Genomic DNA, 26,064 nt, shown 5'->3' on the forward strand with positions numbered 1-26,064 from the left:
TGAGGGCCGCCTTCTATTGGATAAGACTTCCCAAGTACAGTGCCTCTTCCTGCTTTAAGAAGGATTCACGACCTTCTGCCCTTACGATGTGGGTGGCATTGTGCTAGGCGGAGGTATCTGATGGTTCGACACACTTTGGGGAAGGAAGACAAGGGCGGCCCGCGCGATCCCGTCCCACTGGGAGCCGTCGGCGCCCTTCCTGCCTTCTCCGATGTCGGCATAGTGCTCGCCGAGGCGGTTGGGAGGATCACGCCCGACGACTTACTCTCCGCTGATCACGGATACACTCAAACGGACAGAAAGCAGATCCTTGCCCATGTCCGGCTGCGCGACATGCGCTCGATCAGCAAAATGGCCGCGACCAGTCTTACCCGGGCGCTGCGCGGAAGTGACAAGAAAAGGGGCTCTTCACTTATCTGCGCACTGAGTACCCGCTTTAGCCGTGGCTTCGACAACTCCGATGGACTCTCAGCAGAGACCTGCGTCAACCTTCTGCGCGCGAGCACGGCGGCCGGGGCACTGGCCGAGGCGCCGCAGATCGCCGAGGCGCTGACGAGCCTGGACGGTCTCACCGGCAACTTCGTCGACCTGGTGCTGATCGACATCTTCCGGCACGACCACGCGCTGTCCGGGCTGGCGCTCGCCCTGCTGCTCTCCTCCGCCGAGCGGATGGCCCCGCAGGCGGCCGACGTGCTCCGCACGGCCTGGGACCAGTTACGGGAGGGCCAGGCGAGGCTGCCCGAGGTACCGATCTCGCTGGCCGAACTCCGCGCCATCGCGGCGGCGGAGGCGGCTGCTGCTGAGGCGGCCGAGGCCGCTGCGGCGATGGCTGCGGAGGCCAAGGCGGTCGCGGGTAATGGTGCCGCCCCCGCTGCCGTGGCGGCTGAGCCGGAAGTCCGGCCGCCCGCGCCTGCTGCTTCCGAGGCCGTTTTCGACGGGGCCGCGTTCGACGAGCTGCGGGTGGGTCTGGAACGGTTGCGCGCGTCGTTCGTGGCGGCGGCGGGTTCGGCAGAGCGGGTACGGCAGGCGTACGCCGACCAGCGCCGCCCGGCCCAGCCGGACCTGAGCGCGCTCAGCGGGGTCGCCGGTGAGTTCGACGCCCTGCGCGCCCGCGTCGAGGCGGTGTGCGGCGGCCAGGTCGCCGAGGCCGGCGCCGACGCCCTGGAAGAGGTACTGGACCAGGCCGCGTCCGCCCACTTCCGGCAGCACCGGGTACGCGCCCTGGCCGAGGTCACCGGGCCTTCGGTGCTGGAAACACTGCTGTCGGAGGTACGCGAGGGGGCCTTGGTGGGCGCGCCGGGCCTGGAGACCCTGGCCGACCTGATCGGCCTGGGCGGCGACCCGGACGCCTTCCTGGAGAGGTTCAGTTTGCAGGAGCGCTTCCGCCAGGAGGCCCCGGACCACTGGGCCCCGGTCGCGGGCGCCGCCGCCGAGGGTCTGCTCACCCTCCCCGAACACCCGCCACGCCCGCCGGCCCCACGCCCACCCTCCGACGGCCCCCTCCCCACCACGGGCCACCCGCCTCCCACCACAACGGGAAGCATGGCCACCGCCCACCCGGGCACCGGGCGAACCCCCTCGGAGCAGGCTGTCACCGGCACGCCCAGGGCGGCCCTGGCAGCCGACGGCCCATCGGCCGCCGCCCACCCTGTCAGGACCCGCCCCCCGAGCACCCCCGGCCTACAGACCCCGGGCCGCCCCAACACGAACTCGGCACCCACCGGCCACACGGCGGTCAACCTGCCCGGCACGGATCAGGCCCCCCCGGGGCTGCCCAACGCCGACCCGCCGGCCACCGGGCGATCCGCCACGGGCCGGTCCACCACTGCCCACCTACAGGCCACCGCCCCCCGCACGCCCGGCCCACCGGCCGCCCAGGCCACCCCGGGCCTGCGCACCGGGGCCCCACAGGTCACCGGTCACGCGACGGCCGAGCCGGGCACCGACCCGCGCACATCCGGCCTACAGGCCGCTGACGAGGCCCCCACTGGCCTGCCCAACGCACACCCGACGGCAACCGGCCGGCCCCCCAGCGCACCCGCCACAGCGGACCTCACAGCCGACCAGCCGGGCACCGACCCACACATATCCGGCGTACAGGCCGATGCGGGCCGACCCGGCTCCACCCCACCGGGTACCGCTCAGCCCCCCAGTGCGAGCCAGGGGGACAAGGGCAGGGGCGACGGCGTTGGGGATCTCACGGAGCTCGACGCGTTCCTGGAGCAGGTCTACTTCGAGCGGCAAGCCGCCCCCCGGACCGAGCGCGTCAAGAAGGGCGGTGCCGGGCAGAGCGAGGAGCCGCCGGGCACGGAGGTAGCGGCGAGCGAGGAGCGACAGGACAACGGTACGACGGCCGAGAAACCCGGAGGGAACCGTCCGAAGGCGGCCCCGCCGGGTGAGATGCCGCTCGAAGCCCCGGAGGACTCCCCACCGGCCGACCCCAGCGCGAGCGACCAGGCCGAAGCACAAGATCAGACCCAAGGAACGCCCGCCGGCCCCCAGGACCACCGCCGGTCGGACGATCCACCCGCCAAGCCCAAGGCACAGGCCGGAGACTGCGGCGGCAAGCCCGGCCGATCAGCGCAGCGGGATCTAAGTCCATGCGGAAAGGCCCTCGATCGCCCGGCCGGGCGCAACGAGCAGGCAGCGGAGACGACAGCAGTCGCCGAGGCGGCCGACAGGTGGGAGGCCGCCGAGGCGCAGGCCCTGGACGGCGGGCGGTTCGCGGCGGCGGCCTGGCTACGGCAGGCGGCCGACCGGCCCGCGGCCGAGGCGGCGGCGCGGCGGTGCGCCGCGGTGGCCGGGGAGATGAGCGAGTTCGGCGGGCGGTTGTCGGCGGCGTTCGCCGAGGCGGCGGGCGCGGTCTCGCTGAAGGCACTCGCCGACGACGCCCCCGGGCGGCTGCTCGCCTGGGCCGCCGCCGTACGCGCCGGACTGATCCATCCGACGCCGCAGATCGCCCAACTGCTGGACGACCTCGCCCCCGCGCTCTCCCCGTACCCGCGGCTGGCCAGGCTCGGCGCGGCGTTCGCCAGGACGGCGCACGCCGGGGCGTACCTGGTCCCCGGCCTTTCCGGCCGGATGCGCGACGCCGCGCGGGCCGAGGCCGCCCAGCAGGCCGCCGCCACGGCGGCGGGCCGGTTCCTGACCGAGAGCCCGACGCAGACGATCAAGTACGCGCTGGCCACCGAGGTCTGGAAGACCCTGCTCCAGGAAGAGGAACCGCTCGGCGCGCTGCTCGCCCTGGCCGCCCGCAACGACTGCGCCAAGGTACGGCGGGCGGCCGAGGAGCTTGAGCGGCTGCGCACCGGCGACACCGTGGACCGGATGATCGACGACACCGCCAAGACCCGCCGGGCGAACCGGCCGGGCGGCCGCATCCACTCGGGGGCCCGCGCCAAGCTGGTGGACAAGATCGGCAAGGGCCTCGACCTGGTGGACACCTGGGTGACGGCGGCCCGCGAGGTGACGGCGCTGCACGCGGCGGACGCCGAGGTGTCCTGGGTGCTCAAGCCACTGGACGACCTGCGCGGCGTGGTCACCGAGCACCGCGCCGAGGCCGAGGCAGAGCTGGCCGCGCTGGCCTGCGCACCCGATCCGCTGACGGCCGCAGCCGCGCGCAGTGCGGCGGCCCTGGTCGCCGACACGATCCGGCTGCTGGACGGCGGGCCGCTCCCGGCCGCCGAGCCCGCCGCCGCCCACCTGCTCAACGGCGACCTGCTGCTCTGCGCGTCGCTGCCGCTGGAGCCGGGTACGCTCGCCCCGCGCACCCCGCCACCCCCCGCGGCGCTCATCCCGCTGTGCGAGCACCCGCCCACCGACGATCAGTGGCGGGCCGCCTTCCACGCCCGCGCCCGGCTCGGCGACCACGAGGGCACCGCCTCGCTGCTGGCCGTACTCGGCGCGCGGGACCGGCGGCTGGCCGAGGAACTGCGCCAGCGCCGCGACAAGCTGGTGGACGAGGCCAGGCACGACCGCAGCGACCGGATCGAGGCGATCTCCGACCTGCTCGCCCAGTGGCGGGACGACGGCGTGCTGCCCCAGGCGGCGGCGGCCCGGTTCGCCGCGGCGGTCGCGGCGCTGGGCGACGACGGCAGGGATGACTTCGGCGTGATCGCCAAGGCCCTCGCCGACGTGGAGCGGGAGGCGCGGGCGATCCGCGCCACCGAGATCGCCGGGACGCTCGACCGGCTAGCCGAACTCACCGGGCGGCACGCCACGGTGGCCGCGGGGGCGGCGCGGATCAGCGCGTACGCCGAGGCGGGCGATCTCACCACGGCCCGCGAGCTGCTGGCGCGGGCCTGCGAGGGACGGCCGCCGCCGGAGCCGCCGGACACGATCGACCACCTGGAGCGGTTCTTCCCGCGGTTCCCGCAGGCGTTCGAGCACGCGTACGGGCGCAAGCGCGGCGCGGACGCGCCGACGTGGCCGAGGCTGCTCGCCGACGCGCTGCGCGCTGGTACTCCTCCCGCCGACCCGGCACTCGCGGCCCTGCTCGAACGCTGCGGCCTCACCCCGGCCGAGCTGCCCGCCGCCCGCCGCGAGGAGTCGGCCGAGGGCCTGCTCGGCTGGCACGCCCTGGCCAAGGGCCCCAAGGCCGAGGGCGACCTTCCCGGGCAGGTGGCGGCGGCCCTGCGCATGATCGGCCTGACGGGCGAACCGGACGGCCCGCCACGCGTGGAACAGAACCGCGCCTGGATCACCTTGACCGAGGTCCGCACCTCCGACGACTCCCCGATCCCCGCCTTCGGCTCCCGGATGACCCCCTCGCCCACGCAACACGCGCTCGGCAACAAGTCCCCGGCGACCGGCCCGACGAACGGGCCGGGCGAGCGGTTGCGGGTGTTGCTGGTCTGGCGGGGGCAGCCGCAGCAGGTGGCCGATCTCCTCAAGGACCAGCCGAGGGACCAGACCGTGCTGGTGTTGTGCTTCGGGGTGCTGTCGCCCGAGCAGCGGCATCGGATGGCCGCCGCCTGCCGTACCGGGCCGGGCCCCGTGGCCGGGGTGGTCGATGACGCCGTGCTCGGGTACCTCGCCTGCCTGCCCGGACCGAGCTGGGCCGCCGCCGTGGGGCTGCTCGCGCCGTTCGGTTCGGCGAACCCGTACGCCGCCGCGGGCCAGGCGCCCCCCGAGATGTTCTACGGCCGCGCCGCGCAGCTCGCCGCCGTGACCGGCGGTACCGGGCCCTGCCTGGTGTACGGCGGGCGGCGGCTCGGCAAGTCCACCCTGCTCCGCCAAGCCGGACGCCAGGCCCCGGGCACCACGGTGGTCTCGGCCTCCATCAGGCAGGTCGGCACGGTGATGCCGGTCGCCGCGCTGTGGCACGCGCTCGCCGCGGCCCTCGCCGACGCCGGACTGCCGCCGGCCCTCGATAGGACACCAGCCGGGGTCCGCCGCCTGATCGCCGGCTGGATCGAGGCGGACCCGTCCAGGCGGATGCTGATCCTGCTGGACGACGCCGAGGGTTTCCTGGCCGCCGACGCGCGGCAGGCGTCGTCGGCGAACATGGCCGCGCTCGCCGACCTGATGGACGAGACCGGCCACCGCGTGCGGGTGGTCTTCGCGGGGCCCGGTCACCCGGGCCGGTTCCAGGGGGAGGCGGTCGAGGTCGGCCCGCTCGACCCGCAGGACGCATTCGACCTGCTCACCCGCCCGCTGGCGGCGCTGGGACTGCGGCTCGGCCCCGAGGCGGCGGCCCGAGTCACGACCGAGGCGAACAACGCCCCCGCGCTGATCCGGCTGTTCGCCGACGCGCTGCTGTGCCGGGCGCGGCGGGCCCCGGTCGCACGTACGGCGCTGCCGTACACGGTCACCCGGGAGGACGTGGCTGCCGTGTGGCGGGACCTCCGCGCCGCGCCGGGGTACCGCGACCTGCTGGAACGGGCGCTCGGCCTCGCCGGGCGGTGCAAGGTGATCGTCTACGCGATGGCGTTCCACGCGCTGGACGCGGGGACGGACGCCGTGCTGACCGCGGCCGAGTTGCGCGCCGCGTGCGAGGAGTGGTGGCCGGAGGGCTTCGCCGGTACGGGCGGGGACTTCCCCGCGCTGCTTGAGGAGTGCGCGGGCCTGGGGATGCTGGCCGCCGACGGCGGTGGCGGGTACCGGCTGCGCACGCCGTACATCCTGACCCTGCTGGGCGGCGCCGGCGAGATCGAGGCCGTGCTCGAAGGGGGCTTCGGGGCGCCGGAGGGCTTCGCCCCGGACTCCTACCGCCCGCCCGGCCCGGACGGCGGGGAGCGTTCGCCGCTGACCGGCTGCCAGACGGCCCGGCTGCTGCACCAGCGCACCGGGTTACACCTGGTCACCGGCTCGGCGGCGCTGCGCATCGACCGGGTGCCCGCCGCGCTGACGGACACCGCCGTACGACACGGCCCGAGCCGGGTGTGGCGGGCCGGCGACGACCTGCCGCTCGCCGAGGCGCTGCGCCGCGCGGGCGAGGGCACCGGGCACGACCTCGTACTGGTCGAACTGGCCGGACGCACGCCACAGGAGACGACCGCGCTCGCCGAGGCACTGCGCCAGGCCGACGACGGCATGGAACACGACCGCGTACTGGCCGAGTTGACCGGCCGTACGCCGCAGGAGACCACCGGGCCCGCTGTGGTGTTGGTGGCGACGCCGGAGCTTGCCGTGCTCTGGCCCGCTCTGGCCCGCTGGGCGGGAGGGGCCGGGCAGGTGGTCGGGTTGCGGCGGTTCGATCGGCGGGCGCTGGCCCTGTGGGCGGACGAGGACGACATCGGCCTGAGCGGCGAGGCGGACCGGCAGGCCGTGCTCCAGGTCACCGGCGGATGGCCGGCGCTCGTCGGCGAGGTCGTGAGGGGCCTGGCGCAGGGCGAGGGCGAGCGGGCGCTGGCGGCCTGCCGTACGCGGCTGGAGCGGTCGCCGGAGGCGTTCGTGCGTTCCACGGGCGTGCTGTCCGGCGCTGCCGTCGCCGCGGCGTGGCGGCTGCTGGCCGCGCAGACCGAGATCGCCGACAGCGCCGAGACGCTGGCCGGGCTGCTCGCGCTCGCGGGCGCGGACGAGCCGGGCCATCCGCTGTCGGAGGCGGCGTTGCGCGCCGAGGGGCACTCCTCCACCGCCGACCTGGTCGAGGTGCTGCGGATGCTGGGCGCGCTGACGCCCCGCCCGGACGGCCGGCTGGAGCGTGAAGAGGTGCTCGCGTCCGCGACCCGGAGGCTGGGGCCGGCGGGGTGAGTTCCGATCTCCTCCTGCCGGTACTGCACGCCGCCGCCAAGGTGGTGCTGTCGCGTCCCGCCCTGGCCGAGGAAGGGCACGACGTCGAGCGGTTCGCCGCCGAGAACCGGGAGATGCTGCTCAAGGCGCTGGTCCAGGTACCGGACCTGCGCGGCCGGGTCCGTGCCGAGCTGCGCATCCGCCGCGACCAGCCGGACGCCCAGGCCCTCGCGACGCTGGTGCTCGCCGACGACGACGAGGTGGTGCGCGCCGCGCTGAAGCTGGCCGAGCACCTGGTCAGGGAGAGCCGCACGCAGCAGGTACGGCTGCGCCGCCACCAGGAGAAGCTGAGTGAGCTGCGCGGCAGGCTGGACCGGGCAAACGGCCGCCACGAGCACACCCTGGCCGGGCTGAACACCACCACCGCGGCCCTGGCCGACGCCGACAAACGCGCGGAAGAGCTGGACATCCAGGTCACGGCGCTCCAGCGGCGGCTGGGCGACCCGCGTACGGCGGCCTCCAGCCTGCTCGCCGCGCTGCAACGTTCTCCGGTGAACGACGCCGCCCCAGCGGACGCGCTGCTCGAACGGGCCGCCGCGGCGGCCGGGATCTCCTCGCCGGAGCTGGTCACGGCCATCCAGGCGATCGTGTCCCCGCCGCAGGAGATCGCGGGCGACCGGGTGTCGGTCGTACGCGAGCGCGCGCTGCGGGTGACGCCGCTGGGCGGGGACACCGAGATCGGCGGTTCGTGCGTACTGGTGGAGGCGGGCGGCACCCGGCTGCTGGTGGACGCCGGGCTGCGCCCCGGCGACCCCGCGCGACCGCCCCGCGACATCGACCGGGCGCTCACCATGCCGCTGGACGCGGCGATCGTCACCCACGCGCACACCGACCACTGCGGGTACATCCCGGCGCTGGTCGAGCGCTTCCCGAAGCTGCGGGTGATCGCGACCCCGGCCACGGTCCAGCTCATGCCCGCGATGTGGGCCGACTCGGCCAAGCTGATGATCCGCCGCGAGCGCACCTACCGGCAGTGGGGCGCGGACGGCGCGACCGCCCTGTACGGGCGGGCCGCCGTCGAGGAGGCCGCGCAGCGCTGCGAGGAGGTCCCGTACGGCAGGCCGCGGCAGGTCGGCGAGGTCGGCGTGGAGCTGTTCCCGGCCGGGCACATCCTGGGCGCGGCCGGGGTCGTGGTACGCGCGGGCGATCAGCGCGTGGTGATATCCGGTGACATATCGGGCTTCAACCAGCGGACCGTGGACGGCTACCAGATCCCCGAGTCCGCCCGCGAGCCCGACCTGCTGGTACTGGAGTCCACCTGCTGCGCCGAGACCCACGGACCGCGCGAGGGCCGGGTGAACGACCTGGTCAAAGCGGTCGGCGACGTCCACGCGGCGGGCGGGCGGGTGCTCATCCCGGCGTTCGCGCTGGGCCGCGCCCAGGAGATCGCGCTGATCCTCCAGGATCGGCTGCCGCACGTCCCGGTGCTGCTGGACGGCATGGCGGCCGACGTGGCGGCGGCGTTCGAGCGGGTCACCGCCGACGGGCCCGCGCCGCTGCGCATCTTCCAGGGCTCGGTGTCGCGCGCCGACCGGCCGGGCGACCTGGACCGGTTCGCCTCGGGGGTGGTGATCACGACGTCCGGCATGATGACCGGCGGCCCGGCCGTGCAGTGGGCGGCGCGCATCCTGCCCGAGCCCAACGGCGCGCTGTTCCTGTCCGGCTACCAGGACGAGGAGTCGGGCGGGGCGCGGCTGCTGCGGCTGGCCGAGGACGGCGCGGCGTCGCTGACGCTCGACGACAACGGCGTGGAGCGCAAGGTGCCGATCCGGGCCAGGATCGAGATGATGCGGCTGTCCGCGCACGCCGACAAGCGCGGCCTGCTCGACATCGCGGACGAGGTCGCGGCCCGCGAGGTGATGCTGGTCCACGGGTTCTCGGCGCGGCAGCGGGAGTTCGCCAAGATCCTCAGTGTGCGGCGGCACTCACCGGTGGCCTCCGGGGTGTGGGGAGAGCAGCGTCAGGGGTGAGGGGTCAGCGGGCCGTTGCCGTGCACGACGGCGACCGGCTGGCCGGTGCCGTACAGCACGGCCTGGGCGGTCGCGCCGAGCGAGGGGGCGGCGGGTTCGCCCACCACGACCAGCGCGGAGTCCGCGGCGAGCGCGGCCAGGGCGCGGGCAGGGGGACGCTGGTCGATCCGGGTGCGCACCTGGACCTGGGGGTAGCGCTCCAGCCACGGGGCCAGCAGCCGCTGGAAGCGGCGGCCGGTCTCGCGCCAGGCGTCCTCGCCCGCGGCGCAGGTCCGTACGATCTGCAACTCGCACCGCCGCAGGCACGCCTCCTCGAAGGCGAAGCCCACCGCCTTGTTCCCCGGCTCCTCCCCCACGCCCACCAGCACCACGCGGCGGGGCGCGGAGGTACCCGGCCCGACGACGATCACCGGGCCCGGCGCGTGCGAGGAGACGTGGACGGCCGTGGAGCCGAGCTTCAGCCGGCCGTGGCCGCCGTTCACGCCCCGGGTGCCGACCACCATGAGCTGCGCGGCCTTCGCGTCCATGAGCAGCGCCCCGGCGGCCGTGCCGCGCTCCAGTTTGGGTCGTACCACGAGCCGCCCGGCCATGTCCTTGGCGAGTTCGACGCCGTGCCGCAGGATCAGCTCGGCCGACTGCCGTACGGCGGCGACCGCGATCGGGTCGTTCAGGAAGCCGGGGATGGGCACCTGCCAGGCGTGGTAGACGACCAGGGGGGCGTACCGGAGCTGGGCCTCGCGTACGGCCCACCGCAGCGCCGCCTCCGCCGCCGCCGATCCGTCGTACCCCGTCGCGACCGGCCTGCCGGGATCTTCGGTCCGCATGGATCCCCCCTTCGCCGCGTCCTACCTCCTAGCCTTGCCGGAATGCGCGCCTTGCCTACCTTGTCAAGCATGATTCTTGGCCGCGGCGGCCCGCGCGGCCCCGGCTAAGGGGTCATCAGGGGTGGATAGGGGATGGCCGGGAGCACGGTTGTTCGTCACCATGGCGATTACGAGGTGACGCCCCGCGCGAGCGGGCCCGGCCGACGAGGAGTGCCCAGATGAAGAAGCACATCGTGCTCACCGCCCCCTCCGCCGACGACGCCACCCCGGACGGCCCGGTCGATGTGACGCTGGAAGGCGGCCCCGCGCATCTGCCGCGGAGCCTGCGCGTCGAGCCGGGCGAGGCGGCGTCCGGGCGGCTGAAGATCGCCAGCGGGGCGGGCTACGAGCACTTCGAGCGCGTCCCGGACGGCGACGCCGGGGCCTGGGTGTTCCGCTGGATCATGCGGACCACGATCGCCGAGTAGAAGGCGGGCCCCGGCCCGCCTATCGTGAGATCGTGCATGCCCCCCGGACGAAGAGGCCCGCTTGATCGAGATCATCCTGCCCCCCACGGTGGTGGCGGTGGACACCACCGACGACCCTGCCGACGCCGGCCTCCATCCTGAAGAGGAGGAGGTCGTCCGCAAGGCGGTCGACAAACGCCGCAGGGAGTTCACCACGGGGCGGACGTGCGCGCGGCGGGCCTTGGGCCTGCTCGGCCTGCCGCCCGCGCCGATCCCGCAGGGTGCGCGCGGCGAACCGGTGTGGCCCGAGGGCGTCGTCGGCAGCATCACGCACTGCGCGGGCTACCGGGGCGCGGTGCTCGGCCGTACCTCGAACGTCGCCGCGATCGGCATCGACGCCGAGCCCAACGAGAGGCTGCCGGACGGCGTGCTGGACGCGGTCACCTCCGAGGGCGAGCGGCGGGCGATCATCGAGGCGCTGCGTTCGCATCCGGGCGTCCACTGGGACCGGATGCTGTTCTGCGCCAAGGAGACGGTCTACAAGGTGTGGTTCCCGCTGGCCGGGCGGTGGCTCGGCTTCGAGGACGCGGAGGTCACGATCAACCCGCTGACCGGCGCGTTCGAGGCCCGGCTGCTGGTCGAGGGGCCTTCGGTCAACGGCGGCGCGCTGACCCGGCTGACCGGCCGGTGGCTCGTGAAGAACGGCCTGATCCTCACCGCCATCGTGCTGCCCGCCGGGTAGCGGCGCCCCGTTTTCGCCGGAGGGCGTCAGTCCGGCGATTCGCCGAGTCTCGCGGTGACGGCGTCGAGTTCGGTGTCCAGTTCGGAGGTCGCTCCGGTGAGTCCGGGGCCGCCCTCGCCGTCGCGGGCCAGATCCTCGACGCGGCGGCACAGGCGGGCCGCGTGCGACTCGCCCACCGTGGCGCAGGTGCCCGCCAGGCGGTGCGCCAGGGCGGCGGCCTTCGGCAGGTCGCCGGACGCCACGGCGTCGGCCAGGTCCCGGCGTACGGCGGGCACGGTGGCGGCGAACGCCTGCGCGATCTCCGCCAGTTCCTCCGGCGTCAGCCCGTCGATCCCGGCCACGTCCTCCTCGGCTTCGGCGTCGATCCCGGCCAGGTCCTCCTCGGCTTCGGCCTCAGGCCGGGCCTCCTCGTGCTTGATCCAGGTGGGGATGCGGGCCAGTACGTCCTGCCAGTCGACCGGTTTGGGGAGATGGTCGTCCATCCCGGCGGCCAGGCAGCGGGCGCGGTCGGCGGGGCTCGCGGCGGCGGTCATCGCGATGACCGGCGTACGCCGGGGCGGCCCCTCCTCCCGGCGCAGCCGCTCGGTGGCGGCCAGGCCGTCCATCACCGGGAGCTGGCAGTCCATGAAGACGAGGTCGTAGTCGCCGGCCAGCACCATCCGTACCGCCTGCGGCCCGTCGCCCGCCACCTCCACCCGGTGGCCCGCCTTCTCCAGGACCAGCCTGGCCACCTGGCGGCTGACCTCGTCGTCCTCGGCCACCAGGATCGTGGCCGGGGCGGCGGGCGCGGCGGCGAACTCGCGGGCCACGGGGCTGTTCCGGGCGGTGAGCAGGGCGTTCTCCACGGCGGCGAGCAGCCGTCGGCGGCTGGCCGGGCGGGTGACCGACTGGACCGAACGGTCGCTGCCGTTCGGCGCGGACGGCCACTCGTGCCGGGTACGGCCGGGCGCGATCAGCACGATCACCCCGGTCGCCGCGAACAGCGGGTCGGACAGCACGGCGTCGGCGAGCGAGCCCTCGTCCTCGTCGGCCGCCACGGCGTTCATGTCCAGGTCGATCACGGCCAGGTCGTAGGGGTTCCCCTCCTCGGCGGCCCGGCGCAGCGCGGCCAGCGCCCCGGGGGCGACCGCCGCCTCGTCGGTGCGCAGGCCCGCGCCGGCGAGGATGCGCGCGGTCAGCACCCGGTCGTCCGGCGTGCCGTCCACCACCAGCGCCCGCAGGTCGCGCAGCGCCTCCACCTCGGGTGGCGCCCAGGTGATCACGTCCAGCGGCACGGTCACCCAGAACCGGCTGCCGACGCCCTCCACGCTGTCCAGCCCGATGCTGCCGCCCATCAGCTCGGTGAGCTGACGGCCGATGGCCAGGCCCAGGCCGCTGCCGCCGGTGCGGCGGGTGATCGGCGAGTCCACCCGCCGGAAGATGTCGAAGACCTGCTCGCTGTCGTCCGCGCCGACGCCCACGCCCGTGTCGGTCACGGTGAACCGCAGCACGGCCCGCACGTCGCTGATCTTGCGCTCCAGGCCCACCTCCAGGCGCACGCCGCCCTGGAAGGTGAACTTCAGCGCGTTGCCGATCAGGTTGCTGAGCACCTGACGCAGCCGTACCGGGTCGCCCGCCACATGCTGCGGCACGTCGTCGGCGAGGTCGAGGGTGAGCCACAGCCCCTGCCGGTAGGCGTGCGGGGCCAGCGGCGCGATCAGCTCGTCACAGAACCTGGGCAGGTCGAACGGCAGGGTGGAGACCTCCAGATGCCCGGCCTCGATGGTGGACAGGTCGAGGAAGTCGTCGAGCAGGCGCAGCAGGTTCTGCGCCGAGTCCTGGGCAGTGCTCACGTAGTGGCGCTGCTCGTCGTCCAGGCGGGTGCGCAGCAGCAGGGAGTTCATGCCGAGCATGCCGTTGATCGGGGTGCGGATCTCGTGGCTGACCTTGGCCAGGAACTCCGACTTGGCCTTGGACGCGCTCACCGCCTCATCGCGGGCGGAGGCCAGCGCGTCGGCGTACACGGCCAGCGCGCGCTGGGCGCGGCGGCGGTCCCTGGTGGTGTGGATCTGCAGCGCGAGCCCGGCCAGCAGCATCAGGGCGACCAGCGCGGCCACGGTGAGCAGGCTGGTGCGCAGCCGGCCCGCGGACGCCATGGCCTCGGCGGTGGGCACTTCGGCGGTGACCGTCCAGCCGATGCCGGGGATCGGTTCTGAGGCCGAGAGCACCGGCCCGTCGTACCCCATGTAGTCGGTGGACCACCTGCGCCCGGCCAGCGCGGCGTCCACCCGCGGGTCCTCGCGCAGCGAGGTCAGCCCGACCAGCTTGCGCCCGTAGTCGGCGACCAGTACGCCCGCCTGGTCGGTGATGAGCAGCCGGATGCCCTGGGCCCTGGCCGCCTCGTACGTGAAGTCCTGGATCGCCTCAAGGCTGTAGACGACGACCAGAATCCCGGCGATGCCGATGCCGCCCGCCTTCGGGACCGGCGCGGCCACGGCCACCGCCCGGATGCGTCCGCGCGGGGGCGTGTACGCCTGCGACACGTACGCCTGGTTGCGCACCAGGACCGCCTGGTACCAGTCGGTGGCGGTGAAGTCCTGCGGGAGCCCGCCGGGCGGCGCGGCCCCGATCGTGTAGCCCTCCGGATCGATCACGATCACGCCCGAGACGCCGGCGCGCAGTTGCCGCAGCTCGTCACGGTAGCGGCCCATGGCCGTCTCCACGTCGGGGCTGGGCGGCCGCCCGGCGCGTACCCCGCCCGCCGAGGAGGTCACGACCTTGGCGATCTCCGGCCGCTGCGCGAACGCGCTGACCAGTTGTTTCAGCGACAGCATCTGCTGGTCCACCACGACCCTGCTCACCGCGGCGGTGGTGCCCACCCGTTCCCTGACCTCGTCGCTCACCGCGTCCTCGGAGAGCTGGACGCTGGACGAGGTCAGCAGGCCGAGCGGAAGCAGCCCGAGCAGCAGCCACATGACGATGACGGCGAGCAACCAGTTTCGATAGTTGTCGCCGTCGATGCCCTGCGACCCTCGCAGAACTCCGGTATCGCGTCCGCCGGTGGCGCGTGTCCTGGTACGGTGCGCCAAGCGGCTCGAGCGTCGAAAGACCAGTACCCTCACCTCCCCCGAGGCCGTCGGGGTCCGATATTAGGCGGATCGGATCGGAGGGGCGGGACACGGTGAGCAGAACAAACTAAAGCCCCATGCAATAACATCGATATACATAAGATGACACGATCGAAAAATAGAAGGTCCAGTCCCTTCACCTGGATGCGGCGATGACGATGACCATCGGAACTCCCCCTGGCTCGAAGGACATCACGGTCCTCATCGTCGATGACGATCCCGTCGTCACGACCGCCCTCAAAGCACAGGTCAACCGTGTCCCGGGGTTCAAGGTGATCGGGGTCACCCACACCGGCCGCGCCGCGCTGGCCGCCGTGCCCCGCCTCGTTCCCCGGCTGGTGCTGCTCGACCTGTACCTCCCGGACCTGCCCGGCCTTGAGGTCGCCCACCAGCTCCGGCGGCCCAACCAGCCCTCCACGGACGTCATCGTGATCAGCGGCAGGAAGGAGTCCGGCGCGGTACGGGCCGCCATGCAGCACGGCGCGCTGTACTACCTGGTCAAGCCCACCAGGATGGGCACCCTGGAACAGACGCTCACCCGCTACGCGGCGGCGGTCGACCAGTTCTCCGCGACCGAGGCCACGGTGGACCAGGAGGAGATCGACCGGATCTTCCGCTCGCTGCACATGGACCAGGTCGCCCGGCCCAAGAGCATCTCCCAGGAGACCGAGCACGCCGTGCTGGGCGCGCTGGAGTCGGCCGGGGCGGACCTCTCGGCCAACGAGGTGGCCCAGTCGATCGGCATCAGCCGGGCCACCGCGCGGCGCTACCTGGAGTACCTCTCCGAACGCGGGCACGTCGAGGTCGGGCTGCGGTACGGGCCGAAGGGACGGCCGCAGCACAGGTACTGGATACGGGTGACGTGAGCCGGGCGAGGCTCGCCGCCCGGGTCGTGCGCGTCGCGCTGGCCGTCCTGGCGGCGGTGCCGCTCGGCGCGGCCTGCGCCGAACCCGCGGCGGCCCCGGGTTTCCCCGACGAGTCCACCCTGCAGCGGATCGAGCGGCGCGGGGTGCTCACCGTGGGCATCAAGTTCGACCACCCGCTGTTCGGCTTCAAGGATCCCACCAACGGGCGGATCACCGGCTTCGACGCGGAGCTGGCCCGGCTGGTGGCCAAGGACCTCACCGGCAGCGAGCGCAACGTCCGCTTCATCGAGATCATGCCGCGCGACCGGGAGAAGTTCATCGAGCAGGGCCTGGTGGACATGATCGCGGCCACCTACTCGATCACCCCGGAGCGGGCCAGGGCGGTCGGTTTCACCGACCCGTACTACTACGCCGACCAGGACATCCTGGTCCGCGCCGACGACACGCGCATCAGGGGCGTGGACGACCTGGCGGGCAAGAAGGTCTGCACGGCGGACGGCTCGACCTCCAAGGACCGGCTGCGCGCCCGCGCGCCGCGCGCCAAGCTGGAGGTCGTCAACTCCTACAGCGAGTGCACCCACGCGCTGGTGTCCGGCCGGATCGACGCGATCAGCACCGACGACAGCATCCTTATCGGGCTGATGAGCCTGCGCCCGGACAGCGTGCGGCTGGTCGGCGAGACGTTCGGCAGGGAGCTGTACGGCATCGGCGTACGCCGCGAGGACCACGCCTTCCGGCGGTACCTCAACGGGCTCCTCACCCAGTACCTCCGCGACGGCCGCTGGGACCGGGCCTTCCGCGACACCATCGGCATCACGGGCGCCGACCGCGGCCGCGCCAAACCGGCCCGCTGACCGACCAGAGACGGCCGTTCACGGACCGGCACTGATTACGGGCGGCGACACGGCGGTACCATCACGGCACCGGACCAACCGGAGGGAGGGCGTCAACGTGGCCGCCATCACCGCCATCGACCTGACCCTGGTGACCGGCGTCGTCTTCGACGCCGACGTCATCACCGACACCGCGCGCATCCACGCCGCGGCCTGGAAGCGGGTGTTCGACCCGTTCCTGCGGGGGCGCTCGGCGCCCTTCGACATCCGGGCCGACTACCTGCGGCATGTGGACGGCCGGCCGCGCCTGGACGGCGTGCGCACGTTCCTGGCCTCAAGGGACATCACCCTGCCCGAGGGCGGCCCCGGCGACGAGCCGGGGGCGGCCACCGTACACGGCCTCGGCCTGGCCAAGGACCGGCTGTTCGCGGCCGAGGTCGAACGCTACGGCGTGGCCGCGTTCCCCTCCTCCGTCGCGCTGCTGCACGAGCTGCGCAGGCGGGGCTGCCGCACCGCCGTGGTGTCGGCGAGCCGGCACTGCCGTACGACGATCACCTCCGCCGGCCTGTCCGGGCTGTTCGACGCGCTGCTGGACGGCAACGACGCCGCCGGGCTCGGCCTGCTGGGCACCCCGGACCCGGCGATGTACCTGGCGGCGGCCCGGCTGCTCGGCACGCCCCCGGAGCGCACGGCGGCCGTGGACGACGCGCCGGCCGGTGTGACCGCCGGGCGCAGGGGCGGCTTCGGGCTGGTGGTCGGCGTGAGCCGGACCAACACGGCGGACGTCCTGCGGGCGAGCGGGGCCGACCTGGTGGTCGCCGACCTGTCGGGCCTCCCGGTCCGCGGCCGGGTCCCCGCGGGCGCGCTGACGCGCCCGCGGGCCTGACCCGCGGCCCGGTCAGGGGCCCTGGGGGTCCACGGCGTCGCGGTCGGCCCAGAAGGGGTCGAGCAGTTCGCGGATGCGTTCCGCGCCGACCTTCTCCACCAGTTCCAGCGCGGCGACGTTGTCCAGCAGCTGCTCTTCCTTGGTGACCCCGAACAGCACGCTGGCGATGGCCGGGTGGGTCAGGCAGAAGGCGACGCACAGCCGGGCCGGGGTGGTGCCGAGGTCGGCGGCCACCCGGGCGATGCCCTCGGCGGACTCCATGATCTTGCTGCGCACGTCGCCCGGGTCGCGCCCGATGGGGCGGGTCGGGGTCAGCCGCCCGGCCAGGATGCCGCCCTCCATGACGTCGGACGCCTGGAGCCCGATGCCCAGCTCCCACAGTTCGGCGAACGGCTCGCCTTCCGCGATGGTCCGGCGGCACGGGCTGTACTTGAGCTGCGCGAACTGCGGCCCCGGCGACCCGCCGGAATGCGCGTGGCGGCGGATCTCCAAGATCGTGGAGGTCGACCAGTTGTTGACGCCCCACCAGCCGATCAGGCCGTCGGCCTCCAGCGCGGCCAGGTCCAGCGCGAGGCGCTGGAGGTTGACGCGGTCGCTGCGGATGTCGCCGAGCACCGCGACGTCGGCGCGGTCCACGCCGGCCCGGAACAGCGCGTTCTCCAACTGGGCGCGCAGTGGGCGCTCGGGGTAGCCGTCCAGCCAGAGCTTGGTGGACAGCAGGTACTCGTCCCGCTTGATCCCCGCGGCCCGCACCATGGCCGAGAACAGCACGTCGGTGAACACCGGCGGGTAGCCGGGCATGCTGTAGACCCCGACATCGAACAGGTTGATGCCGAGATCGACGGCCTTGCGTAACATCGCGACCGCGTCGCCGAAGTCCATCCGGTCGTAGGTGTGCCAGGACCCCAGGGACAGGACGGAGGCCAGCGGGCCGTCCCCTCCGAGGCGGCGGATCGGAATCGTCGTGCTCATCTGGTTTCCGTTCGTTCGGTGACCATGTTCGTTCGGTGATCAAGAAAGGCCGGGCTGGACCACGGCCTTGACCTGCTCCAGCCGGGACATCGCGGCGAGCGCGTCCGAGGCGCCCGCGAGTCCGACCGGCTCGCTGAACAACTCGTCCCACGCGAAGAACGAGCGGAATTCGCGCAGGAACTCGATGGCCCGGTGGTAGTCGGCGATGTCGCCGTTGAGCGAGCCCAGCACGGCCAGTTGCTTGCCCATCACCGTCCCCAGCGGGACCGGGTCCGGGCGCGGGCCCGTCGTGCCCACCACCACGTACTTGCCGCCCCAGGCGGCCATGTCCACCGCCTCGGCCGCCACGCCGGGCGCGCCCGCCATGTCGAGCACGAGGTCGGCGCCCCGGCCGTCGGTGGCGGCCATCACCTCGGCCACCCGGTCGGCCGGTTCGCCGGACAGGCCGATCGTGACGTCCGCCCCGAACCTGGTGGCCAGGTCGAGCCGGGCGGCGGGCGCGCCGACCGTGATGACCACGCCCGCCCCTGCCGCCGTGGCCAGGGCGGTGGCGACCAGGCCGAGCCCGCCCGCGCCCTGGATCACGACGTTCGCGCCCGGGCGCAGGCCGCCGGCCCGCTCGAAGGCGTGCACGACGGTCTTGACCGCGCACCCGGACGCCGCCGCCCACGTGTCGGCCACGTCGTCGGGCAGCAGGAGCTTCTGCGACGTGGCGGCCACGTAGGCGTGTTCGGCGAGGCCGCCCGTGGCGTACGGCCAGGCGTCGGCCCGCTGCGTGAAGCCGTAGCCGCGGTTGGCGCAGGCCACCGGCTCACGCAGGACCGTGCACCCGTGGCAGTGCCCGCAGGTGGACTCCGACCAGCCGATCCGGTCGCCCACCTTGATCGGCCGGCCGAGCGCGTCGCGGGTGTCCTCGCCGTGCGCCACCACCCGGCCGGCCATCTCGTGCCCGAGCACCAGCGGGAGCATGCCGGGGAACGACATGGCCCCGCTCCACAGGTGGACGTCGGTCGCGCACAGCGTCGCGCAGGTCACCTCGACGACCGCCGAGCCGGGCGCGCATTCGCCGGGCAGCGGCAGCTCCTCGATGACCAGCGGCTCGCCGTGGGCGCGCAGGACCGCCGCCCGCGTGGACGCGGGGATCGTGCCGGGGGGTGTCATGCGGTCTCCTCATCTGGCGGCGGTGGCGGTGTCCCAGACCTCGTGCCGGCTTCGCCACCACAGCAGCGCGAGCATCACCAGGAACGGCAGCACCCCCCGATAGGCCTGTACGGCCTCCAAGGAGGCGGCCGCGCCCTCCAGGCAGCCGAGCAGCAGTCCGCCCGCGAGCGTCAGCCACAGGCTGTGGAAGGCGCCGATCATGGCCACCGCCAGGGCGGTGGTGACCAGGTTGCCCAGGGTGGAGAAGTCGCCGCCCAGGCGCGGCGCGACCAGGACGATCACCAGCGTGGTCAGCGCCCCGATGCCGGTCCACACGGCCATCGCGAGCCGCGGGGCGGGGATGCCGACCACCTCGGCGGTGGCCGGCCGTTCGGAGATCGCCTGGAGCCGCAGGCCGAACATCGTACGGCCGAGCAGCAGCGTCACCCCGACGGTGATCAGTACCGCCAGGGCCAGCGAGACCAGCGCGGCCTGCGGCACGACCACGTCGCCCACCACGAACGCGGGCGCGTCGAACGGCTGCGGGAAGCGCCGCGCGCCGGTGGTGACGCTGCCGAACAGCCGCAGCCCGAGCGCCATCAGCGCCACGTAGACGGCGACGGTGACGGCGGCCTTGGTACGCAGCGCGTGCGCGCCGAACCAGCGGACCAGGCCCGCGCCGAGCAGCGCGGACAGCAGCCCGCCCGACACGGCCCCGACGATGAGGGCCGGCCAGACGTTCAGCCCCATGTCGGTGAGCGAGGCCATCACGAACGCCCCCATCGCCCCGACCACGGCCATGGCGAAGTTGACCACCGCCGCCAGCCGATAGGTCAGCACGATGGAGAGCCCGAGCAGCGCGTATACGCCGCCGCTGGTCAGGCCCGCGACCACTGATCCGACCATGTGCGCGCCCCCTTCCCGAGGTGCAGGTAGGTGCCGAGGGCTAGTTCTTGCCGGGGACGATGAAGCCCTCGGGGAGCACCTTCCAGGCGCCGCCCTCGGCCTTGACGAACCGGCTGCCCTCGATCGGGTTGTGCGCCTGCCCGGGGCCGAACACCCACGGCGTGCCCACCAGCGGGTAGTCGATCGGCTGCATGGACTTGAACGCCTTGGTCACCGACTCGCGGTTGATCTCGCCCTTGATGCCCTTGAGCACCTGGACGAAGACGTCCGCGGCCATCACCGCGCCCTGGCTGAACGCGGTCTTCTGGATCTTGTTCTTAGTGACGACCTGCGACCAGCGGTCATTGCCGGGCAGCGTCTCGTCGGTGTAGGGCTGCCACTCGGTGCCGACGTACGCCTTCAATCCCTCGGGGATGAGCTTGGCGTTGGCGTCGGTGTAGCTGTTGGCCATCATGATGAAGTCCACGTCGGTCATGCCCTGCGTCTTGGCCTGCGCGAACCACGGCCCGACCTGAGCGTTGTAGATGACCGCCTGGCAGCCGCCCGCCTTGAGCTTGACCAGGTAGGGGGTGGGGTCGCCCTGCCCGACCGAGGTGTCCTTGACGGCGAGGGACTTACCGGTGAGGTCGGACCACTCCTTGATCGCGGCGTCGATGCCGCCGCCGCTGCCCGGCAGGACGGTGAAGGCCAGGCAGACCTTGTCGTGCTTCTGCGTCTCGGAGGCGTAGTAGAGCAGCGCGGTCAGCAGCTTGAACGGGCCGGGGTTGACCGGCGCGATGTTGGGGCTGGTGAAGCAGGCCGGGTCGACGCCCACCGCGGGGATGGAGACAATGTTGCTCCGGGTGTACATGGTCCGGTTGAGCCCGCAGTCCACGGCGCTGGAGGAGCCGACGAGCGCCACGACGCCCTCGGAGTCGATCAGGGCGCGGGCGGCCTCGGTGGACCGCTGCGGGTTCATCGCGTCGTCCTTGCTGATCAGTTCGAGCTTGCGCCCGTTGATCCCACCGGCCGCGTTGACCTCCTCGAACACGGCCTTGACCGCGGGGGCGACCTCCGGTGTCTGGAAAAGGCCGGTCATGCCGTTGATCGACCCCACCTTGATCGTGTCGGAGGCCGAGTTCCCGCCGGAGCAGGCGGTCACTCCTAATACCAGCGATGCGACCAAACCGACCAGGCGTGCGTGCTTCATGCTGCCACTTCCTATGGCTGAAAATATCTAGGGCTGGACAGGTGCGGTATCAAGGAGCGGGACGTCCGCCGTACCGAGGTAGGCGTCCCTGACGGCCGGGTTCTCCAGCACGTCGTGCGTCGGGCCGGACGCGATGACGTGCCCGAAGTCGAGTACGGTCACCTGCTCGCAGGCGGCCCTGACGAGTTGCATGTCGTGTTCCACCAGCAGGACCGACACCCCGAACCGCTCGGGCACCTCGGCGAGCCTGCGGCCGAACTCCATGGACTCGTCCAGCGACTGCCCGGCGGCCGGCTCGTCGAGCAGCGCCACCCGCGGCCGGGCGGCGATGGCCGCGGCCACGTCGAGCAGCCGGCGGGTGCCCGCGTCGATGATGGAGACCGGCACGTCGCCGGGCGGGCAGCCGAAGAACTTCAGCAGCGCCTCGGCCTCGCCGCGGCCGAGGCTCCGGCCCGCGCTGATCATCAGGTACTCGTACTGCGTCAGCTCGGGCGCGATGGCCGTGGTCTGGAAGGTGCGCCGCAGTCCGTGGCGGGCCCGGACGCTCGGGCTGTAGCGGTCGATGGCCTTGCCGTCCAGTTCCACCGTGCCCTGGTAACCGGCCAGGAAGCCGGTGACTGCGGAGATGAGCGTGGACTTGCCCGCGCCGTTGGGGCCGATCAGCCCGACGACGCCGCGCTCGGGCACGGTGAGGTCCACGCCGGAAAGGGCGACGACCTCGCCGAAGCGGACGGTCAGCCCGCGTACGGCCAGGCGGTCGCCGCGCCCGTCCCCGGTGGGGGGCGGTGGCGGTGGCAGGTCCGGTACGGGAGGGCGTTCGCGGGCCAGCAGCGCCCGCGCGTCCTTCTCCCGCTTCCTCATCCTGGTGAAGTCGGTCTGGCTGAACCCGCTGCGCAGCGCGAAGATCGCCGCCACGCCGAACAGGATGCCGCCGACGTCCTGGGGCAATCCGATGGTGTCCAGCAGCGTGGCCATCACCGCGCCGAAGATGCCGCCCATGATGGCGCCCTCGGGGTGGTGCGGCCCGATCAGGACCGCCACCGCGAACATCGCCACCGACTGCATCATCGCGAAGTTGCTGGACACGACCGAGCTGATCTGCCCGACCATCAGCCCGCCCGCGATGCCCGCGACGAACGCGCTGATCGCGAACGCGGCGAGCTTGCTGCGCGCGACGGAGATGCCGTGCGCGGCGGCGGCCTGCTCGGAGTGCCGCAGCTCGGTCCAGGAGCGGCCGAGCCTGGTCCGGTTGAACAGGCCGAGCCCGATCGCGATGAGCACGAAGACGATCACGGTCAGCACGAAGTAGCCTTGGTCGCTCTCGAACAGCGCCGGGCGTTGCAGGCTCTTGAACTCGCTGGTGCCGGGGAACTGGTTGGCGTTCAGCACGATGTCGGTGGAGACGCCGAAGCCGAGCGTGACGACCGCGAGGTTGACCCCGCGGATGCGCAGCGCGGGCAGCCCGATCGCCACCCCGACGGGCACCGCGGCCAGGCCGCCGAGCACCAGCCAGAGCAGGAAGCCGCCGGGGGCGTCCCGGAGGTTGAGCCAGAGGACGACCCACGCGCCGATCGCCGCGAAGGACATCTGACACAGGGACATCACCCCGGCCCGGCCCACGATGACGCCGAAGCTCTGCATCAGCACGGAGCTGACCATGGCGGCGATGGCGAGGTAGATCCAGTACGGCGGGAGCGCCAGGGGCAGCGCGACGCACGCCGCCAGGGCGAGGAGCAGCCCGATCCCCCAGGGACGAAGCTCGCTGACGTTCACCGGGCCTCGCCTTCCGCCGCGACCTTCTCGGCGGTGTCGTCATCTTGGGGGGAATCTTCGGCGGTGCCGAAGTAGTACTCCTTGAGCAGGTCGTCGTCGCCCGCCAGGTCGGCGCACGGGCCCTCGAAGACCACGCGGCCCTTGCGCAGCACGTACGCCCGGCTGCCGATCTCCAGCGCCAGGTGCGCGAACTGCTCGACCAGCAGGACCGCGATGCCGAGAGAGGTCAGCTCCCGCACCGCGCCCATCAGCCGGCGGACCACCACGGGCGCGAGGCCGAGCGACATCTCGTCGATGAGGAGCACCTTGGGCTCGCCGAGCAGCGCGCGGGCCAGGACCAGCATCTGCTGCTCGCCGCCGGACAGGTGCCCGGCGCCCAGCGCGCGCCGCCGTTCCAGCTCGGGGAAGAGCCGGTAGGCGGTGCCGAGGTCGCCGTTGCCGGTCCTGGCCACCAGCAGGTTCTGCTCGACGGTGAGGGACTTGAAGACCGTGCGGGCCTGTTCGGCGTAGCCGAGCCCGGCGTGCGCCCTGCGGTAGGTGGGCAGCCCGGCGATGGCCTGGCCGCCCAGGCCGATCGTTCCCGAGGTGGTCTTCGCCAGCCCGGCGATGCCGTCCAGGAGGGTGGTCTTGCCCGCGCCGTTCGCGCCCAGCAGGACGGTGACGGCCTCCGGCTGGACCCCGAGCGTGACGTCGTACACGACTGGGACATCGCCCCTGGCGACACTTATGTCACGCACATCGAGGATTTGTTCGGACATCAAACACTCCTGGCGAAAGCGGACCGCAGCGCCTCGATCGCCCGCGCGTGGGCGTCGGCGGCCGGGGACAGCTCGGTGGACAGCAGCCCGAAGAAGCCGTGGATCAGGCCGGGCATCCGGACCGCCTCGGCCTGGCCGCCCGCCTCGCGCAGCGCGCGGGCGTAGTCCTCGCCCTCGTCGCGCAGCACGTCGTACTCGGCGCCCAGGACCAGCGCGGGCGGCAGACCCGACAGGTCGGTGGCGCGCAGCGGCAGCAGGTAGGGGTCGTCGAGGTCGCTGGGGGCCTTGGGGTAGGTCGTGAAGAACCAGTCCATCGAGGACTTGGTGAGGAAGTAGCCGTCGGCGAAGTCGCGGTAGGAGGCGCGGCCGTCGTCGGGGTGGCCGAGCACCGGGGAGATCAGCAGTTGCAGGGCGATGGCGGGACCGTCCTGGTCGCGGGCGCGCAGCGCGGTCACCGCGGCGAGGTTGCCGCCCGCGCTCTCCCCGCCGACCGCGATCCGTGCGGGGTCCACACCGATGTCGCCGGCGCTGTCGTGGACCCACCGGAAGACGGCGTAGCAGTCGTCGGCGGCGGCCGGGAACGGGTTCTCCGGGGCGAGCCGGTAGTCGGCGGAGACGACCACGGCCCCGGCGCCCGCGCAGATCGTGCGGCAGGCGTACTCGTTCTCGTCGATGGAGCCGATCGTCCAGCCGCCCCCGTGGTACCAGACCAGCGCGGGGAACGGGCCGGGGCCCTCGGGGGTGTACACGCGTACGGGGATGTCACCCGCGGGGCCCGGGGCGACCTTCTCGGTGACGTGCCCGACCGGTGGCAGATCGTCGGGGATGGGCCAGGCCCTGCGGAACTCCTCCCGCATCGCGGCCACATCGGGCTGCGCGGCGGGACCGTCTGTGACTGGGGCGAGAGGAATCCGATCGATGATGCGCCGTGCCTGGGGGTGCAGGGGCATCGTCACCTCCGGCTGCCCGGTGCCTTTTGTTCAGGCACAAATCGTATCTGATTCCATGTACGTTATGCGTAGGTAAACGGGGGTGTCCAGAGTGGAGGCCAAGATGTCACGAATGGGTTCCTGGGCCGACCTCGACTCGGCGGATCTTGTCATGACCGGCGGCACCGTGCATACCGTGGACGCCGGCGACCGCGTCGCCGAGGCGATCGCGATCACCGCCGGAAGGATCTCCAGGGTGGGTACCGATGAGGAGGTCGCCTGCCTCGTCGGCCCGCGTACACGGGTCGTACGGCTCGCCGGGAGGTCGGTGCTCCCCGGCATCAACGACTCCCATCTGCACGGTACGTGGCTCGGCCAGATGTGGCCCGAGCTGCTGATGGACCAAATGGCCGCGCCCCCCGCCGCCGAACCGCCCAAGAAGCGCGTCCGGCTGGAGACCTCCGCCCAACGGCGGGCCGCGATCCTGCGCGCCACCCAGCTCCTCGCCCCGCTCGGCATCACCAGCTACACCGAACCCGGCCTCGGGCCCGGTGAGGACGACGGCCCGAGCGGGTGCTTCGGCTCCGCCGTCCTGCGAGAGTACGCCGATCTCGCCGCCGAGGGCAGACTCAACGCGAGAGTCACCGCGCTGATGTTGTTCGGCGAGCTGGACGGGGCCAGCTCGCTGCCCGGCTTCCTGGCCGGGCTCGACGGCTTCACCCCGCCCGGCGACATCCCCGGCTGGTTCCACGTCGCCGGGGTGAAGATCTTCGCCGACGGCATCCCGCCGATGGGCACGGCCTGGAACGACGAGCCGTACACCACCGGCGGGCACGGCTCGCTGCTGGTGGAGGGCGCCGACGAGGAGGAGCGCGAGGCGGCGCTGATCGCCATGATCGGCGCGGCGCGGGCGGCCGGGCACCAGATCGGCGTGCACGCCACCGGCAGCAGGACGACCAGGACCGTGGTGAACGCCTTGGCCGCGAGCGGTGGCGGCGGGGATCGGCACTACATCATCCACGGCGACCTGATCCACCCCGAGACCCTGGCCAAGATGGCCGCGGCCCGGATCGGCCTGAACACCCAGCCGGGGCTGGTGGCGACGGCGGGGGCGATGATGCGCGGCGCGGTGGGCGAGGAGGCGATGCGGCACGCCTGGCCGGTCTGCGACGCGCTGAGCGCCGGGGTGCCGCTGTGCCTCAGCTCCGACTCACCGGTGCTGACCCCGGACTGGCGGTACGGCATGGCCGCCGCCCTCACCCGCCCCGAGCAGCGCCTGACTCTCGCCCAGGCGATCCGCGCCTACACGATGACGCCCGCCTGGCAGGACGGGGCCGACTCCTGGAAGGGCTCGCTGGAGGCGGGCAAGGTCGCCGATCTGTGCGTCCTTGAGACCGACCTGGCGGAGACCGACCCCGCGGCGATACCGCAGGTGACGGTCTCCATGACCATGGTGGACGGGCGCGTCGTCCATGAGCTGTGAGTTATCG

At 73.1% G+C, this 26,064-nt stretch carries 17 protein-coding genes; 8 read left to right on the plus strand and 9 right to left on the minus strand.

From position 1 onward, the window contains the following. The first annotated feature begins 333 nt into the window (after nucleotides 1-333). Nucleotides 334-7,194 (plus strand): hypothetical protein, encoded by a 6,861-nt coding sequence (locus DP939_RS41055; RefSeq protein WP_147268341.1) that lies wholly within the window; start codon nucleotides 334-336, stop codon nucleotides 7,192-7,194. Beyond that, nucleotides 7,191-9,203, plus strand: coding sequence for an MBL fold metallo-hydrolase (locus DP939_RS48950; protein WP_113986260.1), 2,013 nt, complete (start codon nucleotides 7,191-7,193; stop codon nucleotides 9,201-9,203). The genes DP939_RS41055 and DP939_RS48950 overlap by 4 nt, the downstream gene beginning before the upstream one ends. Here DP939_RS48950 and DP939_RS41065 read toward each other — a convergent pair. Continuing rightward, a complete protein-coding gene (locus tag DP939_RS41065) occupies nucleotides 9,194-10,027 on the minus strand; it encodes a universal stress protein (protein ID WP_113986261.1) in 834 nt (277 codons plus the stop codon). The two genes, DP939_RS48950 and DP939_RS41065, sit on opposite strands and share 10 nt — an antisense overlap. Nucleotides 10,028-10,245: 218 nt before the next feature. On the opposite strand from DP939_RS41065, the gene DP939_RS41070 reads away from it, so the two are divergent. Both DP939_RS41070 and DP939_RS41075 read left to right on the plus strand, forming a co-directional pair. Next, nucleotides 10,246-10,494, plus strand: coding sequence for a DUF5988 family protein (locus DP939_RS41070; RefSeq protein ID WP_113986262.1), 249 nt, complete (start codon nucleotides 10,246-10,248; stop codon nucleotides 10,492-10,494). A gap of 61 nt (nucleotides 10,495-10,555) precedes the next feature. Continuing rightward, nucleotides 10,556-11,215, plus strand: coding sequence for a 4'-phosphopantetheinyl transferase family protein (locus DP939_RS41075; RefSeq protein WP_113986263.1), 660 nt, complete (start codon nucleotides 10,556-10,558; stop codon nucleotides 11,213-11,215). Nucleotides 11,216-11,241: 26 nt separating this feature from the next. Here DP939_RS41075 and DP939_RS41080 read toward each other — a convergent pair whose 3' ends face one another. Next, nucleotides 11,242-14,187: a hybrid sensor histidine kinase/response regulator gene (locus DP939_RS41080; RefSeq protein ID WP_225878825.1), complete on the minus strand. Its 2,946-nt coding sequence runs from the start codon at nucleotides 14,185-14,187 to the stop codon at nucleotides 11,242-11,244. Between the two features lie 287 nt (nucleotides 14,188-14,474). Between DP939_RS41080 and DP939_RS41085 the strand changes: the two genes are divergently transcribed. The 3 genes from DP939_RS41085 (at nucleotide 14,475) to DP939_RS41095 (ending at nucleotide 16,907) form a co-directional block, all read left to right on the plus strand. Then, nucleotides 14,475-15,188, plus strand: coding sequence for a response regulator (locus DP939_RS41085; protein WP_225878828.1), 714 nt, complete (start codon nucleotides 14,475-14,477; stop codon nucleotides 15,186-15,188). Further along, a complete protein-coding gene (locus DP939_RS41090; RefSeq protein ID WP_225878829.1) occupies nucleotides 15,185-16,042 on the plus strand; it encodes a glutamate ABC transporter substrate-binding protein in 858 nt (285 codons plus the stop codon). Before DP939_RS41085 ends, DP939_RS41090 begins: the two co-directional genes overlap by 4 nt. Nucleotides 16,043-16,148: 106 nt before the next feature. Then, a complete protein-coding gene (locus tag DP939_RS41095) occupies nucleotides 16,149-16,907 on the plus strand; it encodes an HAD family hydrolase (protein ID WP_113986291.1) in 759 nt (252 codons plus the stop codon). 12 nt (nucleotides 16,908-16,919) lie between these two features. On the opposite strand, the gene DP939_RS41100 is transcribed toward DP939_RS41095, so the two are convergent. Genes DP939_RS41100 through DP939_RS41130 form a run of 7 tightly spaced genes read right to left on the minus strand, consistent with a single transcriptional unit; the run spans nucleotide 16,920 to nucleotide 24,502 of the window. Continuing rightward, entirely contained in the window at nucleotides 16,920-17,879 is a 960-nt protein-coding gene (locus DP939_RS41100) for an aldo/keto reductase (RefSeq protein ID WP_113986264.1), read from the minus strand. Nucleotides 17,880-17,918: 39 nt separating this feature from the next. Continuing rightward, nucleotides 17,919-19,040 carry a zinc-binding dehydrogenase gene (locus tag DP939_RS41105; RefSeq protein ID WP_199565746.1) on the minus strand — a complete coding sequence of 374 codons (1,122 nt, stop codon included), beginning with the start codon at nucleotides 19,038-19,040 and terminating at the stop codon, nucleotides 17,919-17,921. A 9-nt stretch (nucleotides 19,041-19,049) separates the two neighbouring features. Beyond that, the gene (locus DP939_RS41110) at nucleotides 19,050-19,925 is read right to left on the minus strand and encodes a branched-chain amino acid ABC transporter permease (RefSeq protein WP_113986265.1); all 876 of its coding nucleotides are present in this window, start codon (nucleotides 19,923-19,925) and stop codon (nucleotides 19,050-19,052) included. A gap of 40 nt (nucleotides 19,926-19,965) precedes the next feature. Continuing rightward, nucleotides 19,966-21,114 (minus strand): ABC transporter substrate-binding protein, encoded by a 1,149-nt coding sequence (locus DP939_RS41115; protein WP_113986266.1) that lies wholly within the window; start codon nucleotides 21,112-21,114, stop codon nucleotides 19,966-19,968. Between the two features lie 27 nt (nucleotides 21,115-21,141). Then, nucleotides 21,142-22,887 (minus strand): branched-chain amino acid ABC transporter ATP-binding protein/permease, encoded by a 1,746-nt coding sequence (locus DP939_RS41120; protein ID WP_113986267.1) that lies wholly within the window; start codon nucleotides 22,885-22,887, stop codon nucleotides 21,142-21,144. Further along, on the minus strand, nucleotides 22,884-23,645 hold the full coding sequence (locus DP939_RS41125) for an ABC transporter ATP-binding protein (protein ID WP_113986268.1): 762 nt from the start codon (nucleotides 23,643-23,645) through the stop codon (nucleotides 22,884-22,886). Before DP939_RS41125 ends, DP939_RS41120 begins: the two co-directional genes overlap by 4 nt. Then, on the minus strand, nucleotides 23,645-24,502 hold the full coding sequence (locus tag DP939_RS41130) for an alpha/beta hydrolase (protein WP_225878831.1): 858 nt from the start codon (nucleotides 24,500-24,502) through the stop codon (nucleotides 23,645-23,647). Before DP939_RS41130 ends, DP939_RS41125 begins: the two co-directional genes overlap by 1 nt. Before the next feature lie 196 nt (nucleotides 24,503-24,698). Here DP939_RS41130 and DP939_RS41135 point away from each other — a divergent pair, with 196 nt between their 5' ends. Continuing rightward, nucleotides 24,699-26,057 carry an amidohydrolase gene (locus DP939_RS41135; protein WP_113986293.1) on the plus strand — a complete coding sequence of 453 codons (1,359 nt, stop codon included), beginning with the start codon at nucleotides 24,699-24,701 and terminating at the stop codon, nucleotides 26,055-26,057. Nucleotides 26,058-26,064: the final 7 nt, after the last annotated feature.

The sequence above is a fragment of the Spongiactinospora rosea genome (genome assembly GCF_003315795.1).
GTDB lineage: Bacteria > Actinomycetota > Actinomycetes > Streptosporangiales > Streptosporangiaceae > Spongiactinospora > Spongiactinospora rosea.

What these genes read in the sequence shown, in the direction of transcription:
- DP939_RS41055 (WP_147268341.1), top strand. Translation starts at nt 334, where the DNA reads ATGCGCTCGATCAGCAAAATGGCCGCGACCAGTCTTACCCGGGCGCTG.
- DP939_RS41070 (WP_113986262.1), top strand. Translation starts at nt 10,246, where the DNA reads ATGAAGAAGCACATCGTGCTCACCGCCCCCTCCGCCGACGACGCCACC.
- DP939_RS41135 (WP_113986293.1), top strand. Translation starts at nt 24,699, where the DNA reads ATGTCACGAATGGGTTCCTGGGCCGACCTCGACTCGGCGGATCTTGTC.
- DP939_RS41125 (WP_113986268.1), bottom strand. Translation starts at nt 23,645, where the DNA reads ATGTCCGAACAAATCCTCGATGTGCGTGACATAAGTGTCGCCAGGGGC.
- DP939_RS41110 (WP_113986265.1), bottom strand. Translation starts at nt 19,925, where the DNA reads ATGGTCGGATCAGTGGTCGCGGGCCTGACCAGCGGCGGCGTATACGCG.
- DP939_RS41100 (WP_113986264.1), bottom strand. Translation starts at nt 17,879, where the DNA reads ATGAGCACGACGATTCCGATCCGCCGCCTCGGAGGGGACGGCCCGCTG.
- DP939_RS41065 (WP_113986261.1), bottom strand. Translation starts at nt 10,027, where the DNA reads ATGCGGACCGAAGATCCCGGCAGGCCGGTCGCGACGGGGTACGACGGA.
- DP939_RS41130 (WP_225878831.1), bottom strand. Translation starts at nt 24,502, where the DNA reads ATGCGGGAGGAGTTCCGCAGGGCCTGGCCCATCCCCGACGATCTGCCA.
- DP939_RS41085 (WP_225878828.1), top strand. Translation starts at nt 14,475, where the DNA reads ATGACGATGACCATCGGAACTCCCCCTGGCTCGAAGGACATCACGGTC.
- DP939_RS41105 (WP_199565746.1), bottom strand. Translation starts at nt 19,040, where the DNA reads ATGACACCCCCCGGCACGATCCCCGCGTCCACGCGGGCGGCGGTCCTG.
- DP939_RS41115 (WP_113986266.1), bottom strand. Translation starts at nt 21,114, where the DNA reads ATGAAGCACGCACGCCTGGTCGGTTTGGTCGCATCGCTGGTATTAGGA.